The 14,924-nt window shown below is 68.0% G+C and carries 13 protein-coding genes; 5 read left to right on the top strand and 8 right to left on the bottom strand.

From position 1 onward, the window contains the following. Window positions 1-23 precede the first annotated feature (23 nt). The 3 genes from OVA11_RS01880 to OVA11_RS01890 form a co-directional block, all read right to left on the bottom strand. Window positions 24-644, bottom strand: coding sequence for a superoxide dismutase (locus OVA11_RS01880; protein WP_010921386.1), 621 nt, complete (start codon window positions 642-644; stop codon window positions 24-26). 220 nt (window positions 645-864) lie between these two features. Next, entirely contained in the window at window positions 865-1,266 is a 402-nt protein-coding gene (locus tag OVA11_RS01885; RefSeq protein WP_268068872.1) for a hypothetical protein, read from the bottom strand. Beyond that, window positions 1,263-1,607 (bottom strand): hypothetical protein, encoded by a 345-nt coding sequence (locus OVA11_RS01890; RefSeq protein ID WP_268065784.1) that lies wholly within the window; start codon window positions 1,605-1,607, stop codon window positions 1,263-1,265. The genes OVA11_RS01885 and OVA11_RS01890 overlap by 4 nt, the downstream gene beginning before the upstream one ends. Before the next feature lie 163 nt (window positions 1,608-1,770). Here OVA11_RS01890 and OVA11_RS01895 point away from each other — a divergent pair, with 163 nt between their 5' ends. Continuing rightward, the gene (locus OVA11_RS01895) at window positions 1,771-3,609 is read left to right on the top strand and encodes an HWE histidine kinase domain-containing protein (RefSeq protein WP_268065785.1); all 1,839 of its coding nucleotides are present in this window, start codon (window positions 1,771-1,773) and stop codon (window positions 3,607-3,609) included. A 15-nt stretch (window positions 3,610-3,624) separates the two neighbouring features. Here OVA11_RS01895 and OVA11_RS01900 read toward each other — a convergent pair whose 3' ends face one another. Then, complete coding sequence (locus OVA11_RS01900; RefSeq protein WP_268065786.1) at window positions 3,625-4,836, bottom strand: CaiB/BaiF CoA transferase family protein; 1,212 nt, start codon at window positions 4,834-4,836, stop codon at window positions 3,625-3,627. 120 nt (window positions 4,837-4,956) lie between these two features. Here OVA11_RS01900 and OVA11_RS01905 point away from each other — a divergent pair, with 120 nt between their 5' ends. Next, complete coding sequence (locus OVA11_RS01905; RefSeq protein WP_268065787.1) at window positions 4,957-5,583, top strand: DUF4142 domain-containing protein; 627 nt, start codon at window positions 4,957-4,959, stop codon at window positions 5,581-5,583. Here OVA11_RS01905 and OVA11_RS01910 read toward each other — a convergent pair whose 3' ends face one another. Genes OVA11_RS01910 through OVA11_RS01920 form a run of 3 tightly spaced genes read right to left on the bottom strand, consistent with a single transcriptional unit; the run spans window position 5,584 to window position 10,494 of the window. After that, a complete protein-coding gene (locus OVA11_RS01910; RefSeq protein WP_010921393.1) occupies window positions 5,584-6,012 on the bottom strand; it encodes a PaaI family thioesterase in 429 nt (142 codons plus the stop codon). It abuts the gene before it with no gap. After that, window positions 6,009-9,596 carry an ABC transporter permease/M1 family aminopeptidase gene (locus OVA11_RS01915; protein ID WP_268065788.1) on the bottom strand — a complete coding sequence of 1,196 codons (3,588 nt, stop codon included), beginning with the start codon at window positions 9,594-9,596 and terminating at the stop codon, window positions 6,009-6,011. Before OVA11_RS01915 ends, OVA11_RS01910 begins: the two co-directional genes overlap by 4 nt. 13 nt (window positions 9,597-9,609) lie before the next feature. Then, window positions 9,610-10,494 carry an ABC transporter ATP-binding protein gene (locus tag OVA11_RS01920; protein ID WP_268065789.1) on the bottom strand — a complete coding sequence of 295 codons (885 nt, stop codon included), beginning with the start codon at window positions 10,492-10,494 and terminating at the stop codon, window positions 9,610-9,612. A 303-nt stretch (window positions 10,495-10,797) separates the two neighbouring features. Between OVA11_RS01920 and OVA11_RS01925 the strand changes: the two genes are divergently transcribed. The 3 genes from OVA11_RS01925 to OVA11_RS01935 are packed head-to-tail and all read left to right on the top strand — an operon-like array spanning window position 10,798 to window position 12,777. After that, window positions 10,798-11,478 (top strand): fumarylacetoacetate hydrolase family protein, encoded by a 681-nt coding sequence (locus OVA11_RS01925; RefSeq protein ID WP_268065790.1) that lies wholly within the window; start codon window positions 10,798-10,800, stop codon window positions 11,476-11,478. Between the two features lie 39 nt (window positions 11,479-11,517). Continuing rightward, a complete protein-coding gene (gene maiA, locus OVA11_RS01930) occupies window positions 11,518-12,150 on the top strand; it encodes a maleylacetoacetate isomerase (RefSeq protein ID WP_268065791.1) in 633 nt (210 codons plus the stop codon). After that, window positions 12,151-12,777 carry a carbonic anhydrase gene (locus tag OVA11_RS01935; RefSeq protein ID WP_268065792.1) on the top strand — a complete coding sequence of 209 codons (627 nt, stop codon included), beginning with the start codon at window positions 12,151-12,153 and terminating at the stop codon, window positions 12,775-12,777. Window positions 12,778-12,781: 4 nt separating this feature from the next. Here the strand turns inward: OVA11_RS01935 and pbpC are convergent, their stop codons facing one another. After that, the gene (gene pbpC / locus OVA11_RS01940; protein ID WP_268065793.1) at window positions 12,782-14,860 is read right to left on the bottom strand and encodes a penicillin-binding protein 1C; all 2,079 of its coding nucleotides are present in this window, start codon (window positions 14,858-14,860) and stop codon (window positions 12,782-12,784) included. Window positions 14,861-14,924: the final 64 nt, after the last annotated feature.

Raw genomic sequence — 14,924 nt, forward strand, 5'->3', positions numbered from 1 at the left:
CACGCTCGCGCCGCCTTGTTCGGTTAGGTCGGCGCCGGATAGGCCCAGCCCTGGGCGCCCGACTTGGCGGCCGCATACTGGCTGTCGGCCAGGGTCCAGTTGATCAGGTTGTCGAAGACCGCTTCCAGGAAGCCCTTCCGCAGGTTCTGGTAGTCCAGATAGTAGGCGTGCTCCCAGACGTCGGCGACGACCAGGGCCGTCAGGTCCTGCGTGACCGGGCTCTCGGCGTCGTGGGTCGAGATGATCTTCAGGGCGCCCGAGGCGTCCGAGACCAGCCACACCCAGCCCGAACCGAAGTGACCGATGCCCTCGGCGACGAACTTTTCCTTCAGCGCGTCCATGCCGCCGAAGGTGGCGTCGATGGCGGCGGCCAGTTCGGCGCCCGGCGCGGTCTTGGTCGGCGACAGGCCGTCCCAGAAGAAGGCGTGGTTCCAGGCCTGGGCGGCGTTGTTGAACACCTTGCCGGGGCCGGCGCCCTTGATCACCGCTTCCAGCGAGCCCTTGTCGTCGCCGTTCAGCAGGCCGTTCAGGGCCGTGACATAGGCGGCGTGGTGCTTGTCGTGGTGGAAGCGCAGGGTGTTGGCCGAGATGGTCGGCTCCAGCGCGTCATAGGCGTAGGGCAGGTCGGGAAGCGTGTACGTCATGATCACTCCATGGGAAGGCGTTCCCATGAAGGGAGGAGCGGGAACGCGCGGGAAGGCATCTAGTGCGCGCGGCGGCGAAGCGTAAGCGGCTCCGTCGTTCCGAACGCTCAACTTTAGTTGAGAAATCCCCTTGGAAACTTGGGGTTTCCGCAAGGCTGGGCCCACACGAAACGCCGCCGAGGCCAGCCCGGCGGCTTTCGGCTCACAATACAACGCGCGATCAGCGTTCGGGTGGCTTGGGATCCAGGAAAGCCTTGGCCACGGTCGCGGTCAGGCTGGGGTTCTTCAGGGCGAAGATCCCGGCGGCCAGGCCAAGCCCGATCGACATGATCGGGCGCTCGCGGACGATCTCGACGATCTTGCCCGTGAGATCGAAACCCGCAGGCGGCGTCGCCTCGTGGCTGGCGACTCGCCGGTTTTCGACCTTGCGGGCGGCGATCATGCCGGCGATGGCGACGATCAGGGCCGCGACGGCGGCGACGATCGCCGCAGCGCCGGCGGGCGACACCAACGGGACCAGGACCGCATACAGCGCGAAGGCGGCGGAGACGACGCTGACCGCGGCGGCGGCGGCGATCGCCGCGGCCGCCGCCAGCGTCATCAGGGTTTTTTCAAACATCAGCGGTTGTTGCGGCTGCCGCCGGCGATCAGCAGGCCGATCAGCACCCCCACGCCCAGGCCCGCCAGGGTGGCGGTGATCGGACGTTCGCGGATGCGCTCGGCGGCATAGGCCTGGGCCTCTTCCAGGGTCTGGCCGGCGGTGTCGGTATAGGCGCGGCTCTGGGCGCGCAGGGTATCGAAGCCTTCCGACACCGACTTCTCGACCCGCTTGGCCGCTTCGGTCAGCGAAATGCGGGCGGCGTCGGCGGCCTGGGCGAAGCTGCGCTCGGCATGCTCGACCGCCTCGAGGGTCGCGGTCTTGGCCTTGGCGGCTTCCTTGGCGGCGGGGGAGCTGGCGGGCATGAATTCTCTCCTGTTCGCGACGCGACCGACCGGGCGCTGATGACGCGCACCGTCAACGCCGAGCTTGGCGCTAGGGTTCCAAGTTAGCGCAACGCCAAAGGCTTCACCACCGAGGAATCCAAAGGCGCTCGCGCAATGCGCGAAGCGAGGCTAAGGTCGAATCATGGACGACGCCCCAAGAGCCAGCGACGATCGCCTGGAAGCAGAGCGCCTTGAAGCTGTGCGGGGACTGGGCGTCATGGATGGGGTGGTCAACGGCCCCGGACTGTCTCGCCTGATCCGGCTCGCAGCACGCCTGTTCGACGCGCCCAAGGCCGCGGTCGTGCTGGTGGACGAAGCGCGCATCTGGCGCGCCGCCTATGTCGGCTATGCGGGCCCGGAAGCCCCGCGCGAGGGTGATCTGGCCCACAGGGTGGTGGTCGCCAACGCGCCCCTCGGCCTTGCCGTCCCGATCCGCGACTGCGCGGGTCGCGCGCTGGGCGCCCTGGTGGTCGAAGGCCCCGGCATGGGCGGTCCCGCTGCGGAAGAGGACCTGCAGGCCCTGACCGATCTGGCCGACCTGGCGACGGAGGTCCTGTTCGGGCCGTACGCCAAGGTTCCGACGCTGGAGAGCGAGCGCCTCGATCTGGCCATCGCCGCCGCCAGCCTGGGCGAGTTCGAATGGTGCGTGGCCACCAACACATTCAGGATCAGCCCCCGTCTGGCCAAGCTGTCGGGGCTTCCCGAAGGCGAGCTGGACAGCCAGGGCGGGAACGCTCTCTACGCCTACATCCATCCCGATGACCGCGAAGCGGTCCGCGCCAATATCGATCGGCAATTGGCCCAGAGCGGCCGCTTCACCGCCGAGTATCGACGCACGCCCCTCGAGCATGGCGGCGAGACCTGGAACAGCGTCGCCGGCGTCATGTTGATGGACACCGACGGACAGCCCTCGCGGCTGATCGGGGTCGTCCAGGACATCACCCCGCGCAAGCTGCAGGAAGCCCAGCGTGAGAGCCTGGTCGCCGAGCTGGACCATCGGATCAAGAACCTGCTCGCCGTGGTCCAGTCCGTGGCGGCGCAGTCGGCCCGCAAGTCGGCGTCTCTGGACGTGTTCCTGAAGACCTTCGCCGCGCGCCTGAAGTCGATGAGCTCGGCGCACGACCTGCTGAGCGCGGCGCGCTGGCGCGGCGCGACCCTGGCGCGGATCGCCGCCGCCGAACTGGGAGGCCTGGCCCCCACCCAGACGCGATGGGACGGTCCGGAACTGTTCCTGACGCCGCGTGCGGCGGCGGCCCTGTCGCTGGCCCTGCACGAGCTGGCGGTCAACGCGGTGCGCTACGGGTCACTGTCGACCGAGAACGGCAAGGTCGAGGTGGTCTGGCGGCGCACCCCCGAAGGCGGCTTCGCGCTCGAATGGCTGGAGACCGGCGGCCCGCCGGCCGTGGCCCCCGCGACCAAGGGCTTCGGCGCCACCCTGATCGAGGACGTGGCCGGTCGCGAACTGGGCGGTGCGGCGAAGATCAGCTATCGCCCCGGCGGCGTGACCGCGATGATTCAGGGTGCCCCGGACGCCCTGGCCGACGCCCCGCCGATCGAGCCCGTCAGCGCCGCGCCCGAGCGTATTGTTGAAACCGTGGTCGCCGCCGACGAAACCGTGCGCCCGGGCGCCATCGCCGGCCTCAAGGTGCTGATCGTCGAGGACTCGCTGCTTCTGGCGCTCGAGCTGGAAGCGGGCCTGGAGGACGCCGGCGTTGAGGTGGTCGGCTGCGCGGCCGAACTTGGCGAAGCGCTGTCGATGGTCGAACTGGACTTCGATGTCGCGGTGCTCGACGCCGATCTCAACGGCCAGTCCGTCGCCCCGGTCGCCGAGATCCTCCGCTCGATCGGACGGCCGTTCGTCTTCGCCACCGGCTACGCCGACAAGGCCGCCCCGATGGGCTTCGACGCCCCGATCGTACGCAAGCCCTACAACGTGCACCAGATCGCCCGCGCGGTGGCCGGGGTCACCGGACGGGCCTGAGGGCCACCCCTCGCCTCAGCCCAGAACGCCTGTCTTGCGCAAACCTTCGATCGCCTCGGCGCTCATCCCGGCGACGTCCGCCAGGACCGCGTCGGTGTGCTCGCCCAGGGTCGGTCCCGGCCAGCGCACCCCGCCCGGCGTTTCGGTCAGCCTCGGGAAGGCGTTCTGCATCTTGATCTCGCCGAACACCGGATGCGGCACCGTGACGATCGACTCCCGGGCCACGTACTGCGGGTCGGTCAACATGTCGGGCGCGCGGTAGATGCGCCCCGTCGCCAGGCCCGCGCCCTCCAGCTTCGGCAGCAGGTCCTCGATGTCCTGATCGGCGGTCCAAGCGGCGATGCGGGCGTCGAGCTCAGCCTGGTGGGCGCCGCGCGCGGCATGGTCGCAGTAGCGCGGATCGTCGGCCAGATCCGGCCGTCCCATCAGCTCGCACAGGCGGCGGAACAGGGTGTCCTGGTTGGCGCCGATCAGAACAAGCTCGCCGCTCCTCGTCGGATAGACATTGGACGGGGCGATGCCCGGCAGCACCGCGCCGGACCGTTCGCGCACATAGCCGGTCAGGTCGTACTCGGTGACCAGGTTCTCCATCACCGTCAGCACGCTCTCATAGATGGCGGTGTCGACCACCTGCCCCTTGCCGGTGCGCTGGCGGGCGTGCAGGGCCATCATCACGCCCAGCGCCGCGTTCAGGCCCGACAGGCTGTCGCCGATCGAGATTCCGGCCCGCGCCGGCGGACGGTCGGGTTCGCCGGTGATGTGGCGAAGGCCGCCCATGGCCTCGCCGACCAGGGCGTAGCCGGCGCGGCTGGCATAGGGCCCGGTCTGGCCAAAGCCCGATACCCGCGCCATCACCAGGCCTGGATTGGTCTTGGCCAGGGCCTCATAGCCCATGCCCCATTTCTCCAGCGTGCCGGGCCGGAAGTTCTCGACCACGACGTCGGCCTTGGCGATCAGGGCCCGGGCGATGTCGCGGCCTTCCTCGGTGCGCAGATCCACCGTGACGGACTTCTTGTTGCGGCCGATCACCGGCCACCAGGGCGACAGCCCCTTGGGCTTGGAGCGTCCCCATTGGCGCATCGGATCGCCGACCTTGGGATCCTCGAGCTTGATGACCTCGGCCCCGAAGTCGCCCAGCACCTGGCCGCAGAAGGGCCCGGCGATCAGCGAGCCCATCTCGATCACCCGCAGCCCTTGAAGGGGACCCGTCGGACTTGGGTGAGCCATCTCGATAATCCCCCTGTTTGCGGAACCAATCACGGCGCTGTGATGTTTTCTCGGCACGACGGCGAACCGCGGCGTCGCCCCCACCCCTCACTACAAAAAGAACCGCAGGGAAAGACAGCCATGATCCGTCATTTTCTCATGACCGGCGCCGCCGTCGCGGCGCTGGGCCTGGCCGCGTGCGGCCAGAAATCCGATGAAACCAAGGGCGCCGCCACGCCGGCCGAGCAGGTCGCGACGCCGGACGCCAAGCCCGCCGCAACCGTTCCGACGCGCGCCGACGAAGCCAAGGCCGACGTGTTCGCCACCAAGCTGGCCGACGGCGCCATGTTCGAAATCGAGGCCGCCAAGCTGGCCGCCTCGCGCTCGACCAATCCGTCGGTAAAGAAATTCGCCATAGCGATGGACGCGGCCCAAAAGAAGACCAGTCGGAGCCTGAACACGGCGATCATAACCTCAGGCGCCACGATCAATCTGCCCACCATGCTGTCCAAGGATCTGCAGGACGCGTTGGACGATCTGGCGAAGACCGACCCCAAGGACTTCGACAAGCAATACGCCGACGCCATGATCGACACGCATCAGTCCACGCTGAACCTGCTGCAACGCTACGCCCAGGATGGCGACACGCCGGCGCTGAAGACCTTCGCCGCCGAGACCGCGCCGACGATCCAGGAACATCTGAACATGGCCGAGGGCCTGAAGAAGGGCTTCGACACCGGCGAGAAGGTGGCCAAGGCCCGTCAGTAGTCAGGGAATGGCGTAGGCGACTGTCGCCTTGGCGGCGGCGCGCTCGCGCCCTTGCGTCCACATCAGGACATCGACCGTCGCAATGCGGCGGCCGAGCTTGAGCAGGGTGGCCTCGGCATAGAGGTCGCCCGGCTTGCAGCCCCGCAGAAAGTGGATGTTGAGCGAGGTGGTCACCGAAAGGGCCACCTCTCCGATCCGCGCCAGGATCATGGCGTAGGCGGCGGTGTCCGCCAGACTCATCATCGTCGGGCCGGAGATCACGCCACCCGGCCGCAGTTGCCGCGACGCATAGGGCAACTTCAGCAGGGCCCGGCCGGCCTCGACCTCCAGAACCTGCGGCATCTGCTCCGGATCCACCTCGGGAAAGGCGCGATGCAGGAACGCGTTCAGCGCCCCTGCATCCATCCGGATCTCGGCCGCGTCGCTCACCCGCCGACCTTGACCGTATTGTCGTCGCTGTTGCGGTCGATGACCGTGTTGTACGGGTCGATCCCGGCGAAGGTCGGCGCTTTGTCGACGGTGAAGGTGAAGGTGTTCTCGCCCGATCGGATCGGCCGGCGCTGATAGAGCACGACGTTCTTGGCGACAAAGCCCTTGTCGCCCGGCTTGGCGGTGAACAGGCCGATCTCCATCGTCTCGTTCAGCGCCGCAACGGTCTCCTTGCCCTTGCCGTCGGCGTACTTTTTCTGGGCGTCGACCACGACCGTGACGTCGAACTTGCCGTCGGCCCGCTTCTTTACCGCAGCGCTCTTGGTCTTCAGATCATAGAGCGTGATCTTCTCGAAGAGATCGGTGATCAGCGCCTGCTTGTCGGCCGGCGCTTCGGCCCGGAGCGCGGCCATGAAGTCGAGCGTCGTGGGATAGGGCGCGCCCTTGAAGGCGAAGTCGGCGATCAGCTTGCGCAGGGCGCGGTTGACGGCCTCTTCGCCGATCTGGTCCTGCAGGCGGTACATGACCAGCGAGCCCTTGCGATAATAGATGTAGGGCTGGTTCTCGACCTTGTAGAGCGGCTGCTCGTCGATGACGTCGCCGCCCCGCGCCCGCAGATAGCTGTCCAGCTCGAACTTCAGGAACTTGCGGATCTGCTCCTCGCCATAGGTGCGCTTCATGACCATCAGGGCCGAGTACTGGGCGAAGGTCTCCGAAAGCATCGCCCCACCCTGCTGGTTGGCGCCGATGACCTGGTGAGCCCACCACTGGTGGCCGATCTCGTGCGCGCCGACATAGGTGACCATGTCGATCTTGGTCGGGTCGCGGTAGTCGGAGATGAAGAACATCCCTTCCGACCACGGAATGGTGTTGGCGAACGACTGCGCGAACTGGGCGTAGTCGGGGAACTCCTGGTAGCGCAGCTGGCGGAACTGATAGGGGCTGAAGTTGGTCCCCATATAGTCCAGCGACCGCTTCATCGACGTCTTCATCCGGTCGATGTTCCAGGCGTGTTGGGGGTCGTAATAGACCGCCAGCTGGACGCCCTTGTAGGTCTCCTCGGCCACCTTGTAGCGCGCCGACTGGATCGAGACGAACGGCATGATCGGCGCCTCGGTGACGAAGCGCGCGGTGCGGCGGCCGTTCTTGACGGTGTCGGAGACCTTGTAGCCCGGCGCGATCGGCGTCTGGTCGGCCACGGTGGTGACCGTGATGTCGGACTGGATGAAGTCGGCGTCCTTGCGCAGGCCGTTGAACTGCATCGACGAAACATCGCCCAGCTTGGCCATGCGCTGCTCGGGCGGCAGGCCGTACTTGCGGCGCTTGGCGCGGTCGGTCAGCAGGCCGTCGCGCGACATGCCCAGGATCGGGGCGATCTCCAGATTGTTGACGAAGGTTCCGTTGTCGACGACCCGCGTCTCGGCCCCGCTGTTGGGGAAGCCGCGCTGGGCGCGCAGGGTGATGAAGCTCATCTTGCGCTGCTCGCCCGGCGCCATGGGCGTATCGAAGGCGAAGATGCGGTAGTTGAACTTCTCGAAGGTCTTCTTGGGCCGCGCGCCTTCGATCGACAGCCCCTTGACCTGCAGGTCGCGATCGAAGCGGACGTGGATTTCCTTCAGCGCCGCGCCCGTCTTGTTCTCCAGCACGTACGAGCCCTTGGTTTCCAGGCTGGGGGCGTGCGGCTGGATGTCGACCTCCAGGGTCTGGGCGATGATCTTGGGCTGAGGCACGTTCTCGAACGGCAGCAGGGTCTTTTCGTAGTCGGCCTGCCATTTTTCGCCGTCGATATTGGTGCGGTATTCGTTCCAGACGTTGGTGTTGAGGTAGATGAACCCGCCCAGGGCCGCGAAGGCGACCAGCGACACGCTCATCAGCGCCCCGGCCGCGCCGTTCAGGCGCAGCGGCAGGCGACGCAGGCGCGGCAACAGGCGGCTTTCGGTCCCGCGCCGCCACAGGCCGTAGGCCAGCACCAGCAGCACCAGAGCGAAGGCGCTCCAGTAGGCCCGCAACCACCAGGCGCCGACCCAGAACTTGCCCAGGCCGTTCATGTCGGAGAAGGGCGTCTCGGTGGTGGCGCCGTAGTTGTAGAGCTTGTGCTCGAAACCAAGGTTGGTGAACGTGATGGTGCTGACGATGTAGATCACCATCAGCGCCCAGCCGATGAACTTGTGCGGGCTGATCGTCTGCAGGAACACCGCCAGCACGGCCACCAGGATGAAATCCAGCGCCTGGGGCAGCACGTACCACAGCAGGTACTTCTCGAGCTCGAAATTGAAGTAGCCGTGGAACACCTGGCTGAGCATGGCGGCGACCACGCTGATCAGCAGGGTCGAGATCAGCACCAGACTGATGGCCAGGGTCTTGGGGGCGACGAACGCCCAGTCGGGAACCGGCGTGGCGTCGATGATCTCGTGGGTCTTGCGCTCCCGCTCGCGCCAGACCAGCTCGCCCGAATAGTAGATGGCGATGATGATCGGGATCAGGCCGAACGACCCCAGCAGCGGAAAGAGCAGGATCCGGGTCACCGGATAGACCACGCCGCCATAGCGGCCGGCCTCGGTGGCGAACCACAGCGCGCCCATGGCGTTGGCCAGGCCCAGGAACAACAGCACGAAAAAGGCCGGGCTCTTGAACACCTGGCCCATGTCGAGGCGCGTGCGCACGATCAGCTGGGCCCAGGCCGTCCGGCGGTCGAACACCGGGGTCGGCAGCGGGCCGGACGCGACGGGCGCGGCTTCGACCGGCGCGGCCTTGATCTTCTTGGCGCTCTTGCGCTGACCCGACAGCTCGGCGGACTGGAAGCGGAACAGGCTGGAGGCGAGCGCCAGGAAGCCGGCCGCCAGGACGAGGACGAACACGCGGTTAAACAGCAGCGCGCCGGCCAGCGGCGGCGTCAGGCTGTTGCGCTCGCTGGCCGTCCAGTACTTGGTCGCCAGGCCGAAGGCGGCGGTGCCCAGCGGCTCCCAAAGCGCCGCGCCCTTCTCGTATTCGGGCCGATCCAGCGCGATGCCGGCGATGATGTACAGAACCAGGAAGGCGATGACGCCGACATAGGTCCACATCATCGAGCGGGTGACGGTGGCCAGGGCGAAGAAGATCGCCGAGGTCAGCAGGATCGCCGGCAGGGCCAGGGCGAAATAGGAGAACAGATAGGCGTTCAGGTCGTTGGGTCCCAGCCGCTCGGGGTCGACCCAGGGCATGAACGAGCCGACGAAGATGGCCAGCGGCACCACGAGGAACGAGATCGCCGCCGCCAGGAACGCCCCGGTGAACCGGCCGTACAGATAGTCGAACTTGCGGATCTGCGTGGATCGCAGGATCGGCCCAAAACCCGTCTCGTCGTCGCGCACCACCACATTGGCCACGAAGGCCGTGGTCACGAACATGTAGAAAATCGCCAGGATCAGGTGGGTCTGGGCGATCGCATAGGGGGCGTTCTTGTGGATGTTGCCGCCGCCGCCGATGCGGATCTGATCGATCGTCGCCGCGCCGAAGGTCATCAGGAAGAAGATGACCGCCACCACCCAGAACACGGGCGACTTCAGTTGGTAGCGGAGCTCAAAGCCCGCGATCTTGCCAAACATCGGCTCGTCCTCCTTACGCGGCTTGGCGCGAGCGGGTGGACGACAGGGTGGAGAAGTAGACGTCCTCCAGCCCGCCCTCGACGGCGGTGAAGCCGTCGCCCGGATCCGTCTCGGACTCGATGTGGATCACGGTGCGGCCGGCCAGCAGGCGGGTGGAGATGACCTTGTAGCGGGCCTTGGCGGCCTCCAGCTCGGCCTTGTCGATGATCTTCTTCCAGATCCGGCCCTTCAACTGGGCCACCAAGTCGGCGGGGGCGCCGTCGCGCACGATGGCGCCGTTGCAGATGATCGCCATAGCCGGGCAGAGGTCGGAGACGTCCTCGACGATGTGGGTCGACAGGATCACCACCACGTTCTCGCCGATCTCGGCCAGCAGGTTCAGGAAGCGGTTGCGTTCTTCGGGGTCGAGGCCGGCGGTCGGTTCGTCAACGATGATCAGGCGCGGATCCCCGATCAGGGCCTGGGCGATGCCGAAGCGCTGGCGCATGCCGCCCGAGAAGCCGGCGATCGCCTTCTTGCGCACATCCCACAGGTTCACCTGGTTCAGCAGGTGCTCGACCGTCGCCTTGCGTTCCTTGCCGCCCGCGATCCCCTTCAGCACCGCCATGTGGTCGAGCATGTCGTAGGCCGACACCCGCGGATAGACGCCGAAGTCCTGAGGCAGATAGCCCAGCGTCTTGCGCAGTTCCTCGGGGTGCTTGAGCACGTCGATGTCACCGAACCGGATATGGCCCGAGGTCGGCGCCTGCAGGGTGGCGATGGTGCGCATCAGGGTCGACTTGCCGGCGCCGTTGGGGCCCAGCAGGCCGTACATGCCGCGCGGGATCGTCAGGCTGACCTCATCCAGGGCGCGGGTGCCATTGCCATAGACGTGGGTCAGATTCTCGATGATCAGCATGGTCTTCCTAATGCCCCCGATGGAAGCCGGATCGCCGCGCGGCGGAAGCTGCGCAGCGGAGCCAAGCTCCAAAGTTTCCAATTCAGCGCCCGTCGTCCCGGATGTCGACACCCGCCCGACGGGCGTCCTAGCCCTAGTCCCCAACAGCGAGATGACTCGACGGTGGGCGTGGCGGCAAGTGAAAGAACGTTTAGCCCGCCTGTTCAACCATCTCGTTGCGAAACGGCGGCCAATTTGAGTCCGGCTTTCACGGTTGCGCGACCGGGGTTTTGACACGCGCCGTTTGGGTCTACAGGAGGCGCCATGACGACCTACGCTTTTCCCCCGCACGCCATCCCGACGGTCCCGGTGGAGGGATCGGACGCCCTGTTCCCGGTGCGTCGCATCTTGTGTGTCGGCCGCAACTACGCCGCCCACCGCCGCGAGATGGGGGGCGATGATCGCGACCCGCCGTTCTTCTTCGCCAAGCCCGCCGACGCGATCATGCCGCTGGCCGCAGAGATCGCCTATCCGTCGGCGACCAGCGACCTGCATCACGAGATCGAGCTGGTGGTGGCGCTGAAGGCGGGCGGCGCGGATATGTCGATCGAGCAGGCCCTGGCCTGCGTGTTCGGCTATGCGGTCGGCGTCGACCTGACCCGTCGCGACCTGCAGGCTGCGGCCAAGGCCAAGGGGCAGCCCTGGGAGGCGGCCAAGGGCTTTGACCAGAGCGCGCCGATCAGCGCCATCCGCGTGATGGACGCCCCGGCGGCCGACGCCGCCGTGACCCTGTCGGTCAATGACCAGGCGCGCCAGCACGGCTTGGTCGGCGACATGATCTGGAACATCGGCGAGGTGATCGCCAAGGCCAGCCAGCTGTGGACCCTGGCCGCCGGCGACCTGATCTTCACCGGCACCCCCGAAGGCGTCGCCGCCATCGCGCGCGGCGACAAGGTCGTGGGCGAGATCGACAGCGTCGGCCGCCTGGAGTTCACCCTCGTCTAGCCGCGCAGCGCCGGTCCGCGTCCAAGAGAGAAGGCTGACATGAAGCTCGTCCTGCACAGCGCCAAGCGCGCCAGCGCGCCCTATCGGGTCCGTATCGGCCTGAACCTCAAGGGCCTTGCGTTCGAGCTGCGCCCCGTCGACCTGGTGGCCAACGCCCATCAGGGCGAGGCCTACCGCGCGCTCAACGCCCAGGCCCTGGTGCCGACGCTGGAGGTCGACGGGCGTCCGCTGACCCAGAGCCTGGCCATCCTGGAATGGCTGGACGAGACCTTTCCCGACCATCCGCTGCTGCCGAGCGACGCTTTTGACCGCGCCACAGTGCGGGCCATGGCCGAGATCATCGCCTGCGACATCCATCCGCTGAACAACCTGCGCATCCTACGCCAGCTGGCCGCGCTTGAGGTCGACGAGCCGGCGCGCAACGCCTGGGTCGCGCGCTGGATCAACGACGGCTTCGCGGCCCTGGAGCCGATGGTCGCCGCCCACAGCAAGGGCTACGCCTTTGGCGACGCGCCGGGGCTGGTCGACTGCCTGCTGGTCCCGCAAGTGTTCAACGCCAACCGCTTCAATGTCGACCTGTCGCCGTTCCCCGCTATCGCGGCGGCGGCGGCTCACGCCCGGGCGCACCCGGCCATCGCCGCCGCCCACCCTGATCACCACCCGGAACGCTAGATGCTTGAAGACCTCAAAGCCAACAACGCCGCCTGGTCGAAGAGCAAGACGGCGGTCGATCCGGACTTCTTCAGGCGCCTCGCCAACCAGCAGAGCCCCGAATACCTGTGGATCGGCTGCAGCGACAGCCGCGTGCCGGCCAACGAGATCGTCGGCCTGGATCCCGGCGAGCTGTTCGTCCACCGCAACGTGGCCAACCTCGCCCCGCCGCAGGACGCCAACTATCTGAGCGTGCTGCAGTTCGCGGTCGACGTCCTGAAGGTCAAGCACATCATGGTCGTGGGCCACTATGGCTGCGGCGGGGTGGCGGCGGCGATCGACGGCAAGCGCCGGGGTCTCGTCGATCACTGGCTGCACCCGATCCGCGAGGTCCACGCCGAACACCGCCACGAATTGGAGGCGATCCCGGAAGAGCGCGCGCGCCTCGACCGCCTGACCGAGCTGAACGTCAAGCGTCAGGTGCGCAATGTCGCATCGGATGTCTTCGTTCAGGACGCCTGGGCGCGGGGCCAGTCCCTGGCCGTACACGGTTGGGTCTATTCCCTGGCCGACGGCCTGGTGAACGACCTCAATGTCGGCATTGCTGGTCTGGAAGACTACCAGCGCGCGGTCGGCCAGCCGGGCTGAGGCCCTATTCGCCCCGGATTCGCACGCGGGCGGCGGCCTTGCGACCCTCCCCGTCCACGACGGTGAGCCTGTAGAACCCCGGCGCGGTGGGCTTCCAGATCGCGCGGCCGCTGACCGGATCGAGATCCAGCGGCGCGCCGTCCACATACCAGGTCAGGCCTTCCCCTTCGGCCGCGAGCACAAGGCCGCGCGCCTTCGGGCCCAGGGCTTCGACCTGCACCGCCGCCCCGTCGGGCGGGAAGATCAGGCGCGGGCCTTCATCGGCCGCCCGCAGCTTCTGCAGCGCCAGCGGCGCGGCCTTGGGCGCGATCGGGCGCGGGGCTGAGCCCTGAGCGCCCACGGCGTCAGCGACGTCGAACAACAGCGGCAAGGCCGCGTCCCGTCCCGTCAGGCCGCCGCGCGCGCCGCCGTCGGCTCGGCCCGTCCAGACCAGGATCGCATAGCCGCCGACCACCCCGGCCGCCACCGCATCGCGGAACCCGTAAGACGTGCCGGTCTTGAACGCCATCGACGGCCCGCCCCGGGTCAGGGCCGACGGCGCGCGGCCCTTGGGCGAGGGGGCCTCGCGCAGGATGTCCAGCACCTGCCGCGCCGCCTCGGGGCGGACGAGGCGCGTCCCGCCCGACCGCTCTCGGGTCACCGCTTCGGCTTCGGTCCAGGCCAGGGGCTTGGCGATCCCGTTGTCGCCCAGCGCTGCGTAGAGCATGACGAGGTCGCGCCAGGTGATCCCCTCACCGCCCAGCGCCAGGGCCAGGCCCGCTTCCTTCAGCTTCGCCTTGGGCCGCGCCAGATGCGCGCCCGCCGCCTCGATGCGACCGGCGAAGGCCTCCGGCCCCAGCTTCTCCAGCGTGGCGACGGCCGGGACGTTGAGGGAATGGGTGAGCGCCTCGCGCACCGTGACCTTGTCGTGGAACACCCGGTCGAAGTTTTCGGGCTGATAGTCGGCGAAGCGGGTGGCGCTGTCGGTCAGCTGGGTGTCGGCGGCCACCAGGCCATCGTCCATGGCCATGGCGTAGATGAAGGGTTTGAGGGCCGAGCCCGGCGAGCGCAAAGCGCGGGTCATGTCGACCCAGCCCCCGGCCCGGTCGCGCCCGGCCGAACCCACTGACGCCCGCACCGCGCGGTTGCGGATCTCCACCACGATGATCGCGGCGGTGGCGTCCGGCCCCTGGGCCGCAGCGACGGCGGCGGCCATCGGCTCAAGGCGCGACTGCAAGTCTGCGTCCAGGGTCGAGACCACGCTGGCCTGGCCCTTGGGCGCAGCGCGCGCCAGCTCGCCGGCCGCGTGCCAGGCCAGGGTGGGGAAGGCGGCCCGACGCGGCAGGGGCTCGTTCTGCGCCTCATAGGCGGCGGCTTCGCTGATGGTTGCACCCCGGACCATCTTATCCAGCACCGCGCGCCGCGCCGCCTTGGCCGCCTCGGGCCGGCGGTCCGGGCGGCGGGCCTCGGGCGACTGCGGCAGAGCGATCAGCAGGGCCTGCTCACCATCTGTCAGGCTGGACGGCTCATGGCCGAAATAGCTGAGGCTGGCGGCCCGCGCGCCCTCCAGATTGCCGCCATAGGGGGCCAGGGTCAGGTACAACGCCAGGATCTCGCGCTTGGAGAGGCGCGACTCCAGCTGCACGGCCCGGACCATCTCGATCAGCTTGGCCCACAGGGTGCGGGGACGCGGCTCCAAGAGGCGCGCGGTCTGCATGGTCAGGGTCGAGGCGCCCGAGGTCACCCGCCCTTGGACCACCGCCGAGCCCACGGCCCTAACCAGCGACAGGGGATCAACGCCCAGATGCCACCAGAACCGGGCGTCCTCGACCTTGATCAGGCGCTTCTGGAAGGTGGCGTCGGTGCGCTCCAGGTCGGCGCGGATCCGCCAGCGGCCGTCCTCGACCGGCAGGGCCCGCAGCCATCCGCCGCGCCGGTCCAGCACCACCGCCGAGGACTGCTTGGCCCGGGTCATGTCGGGCGGGAAGACGGCGCTGAGCGTGAAGAGGGTCAGCTCGATGGCGAGGACCGCGATCAGGACCTTGGTCAGGCGGGGGACGCCATCGCTCGTCTTCCCCCTTTGGGGGAGGAGGATGCGCAGCATCCGGAGGGGGCGGGTCAGGGAAACCCCGCCGGAAACGTCCAGACCCCTCACCGACTGGCCCCCT

It is taken from the genome of Caulobacter sp. SL161, assembly GCF_026672375.1.
Taxonomy (GTDB): Bacteria; Pseudomonadota; Alphaproteobacteria; order Caulobacterales; family Caulobacteraceae; genus Caulobacter.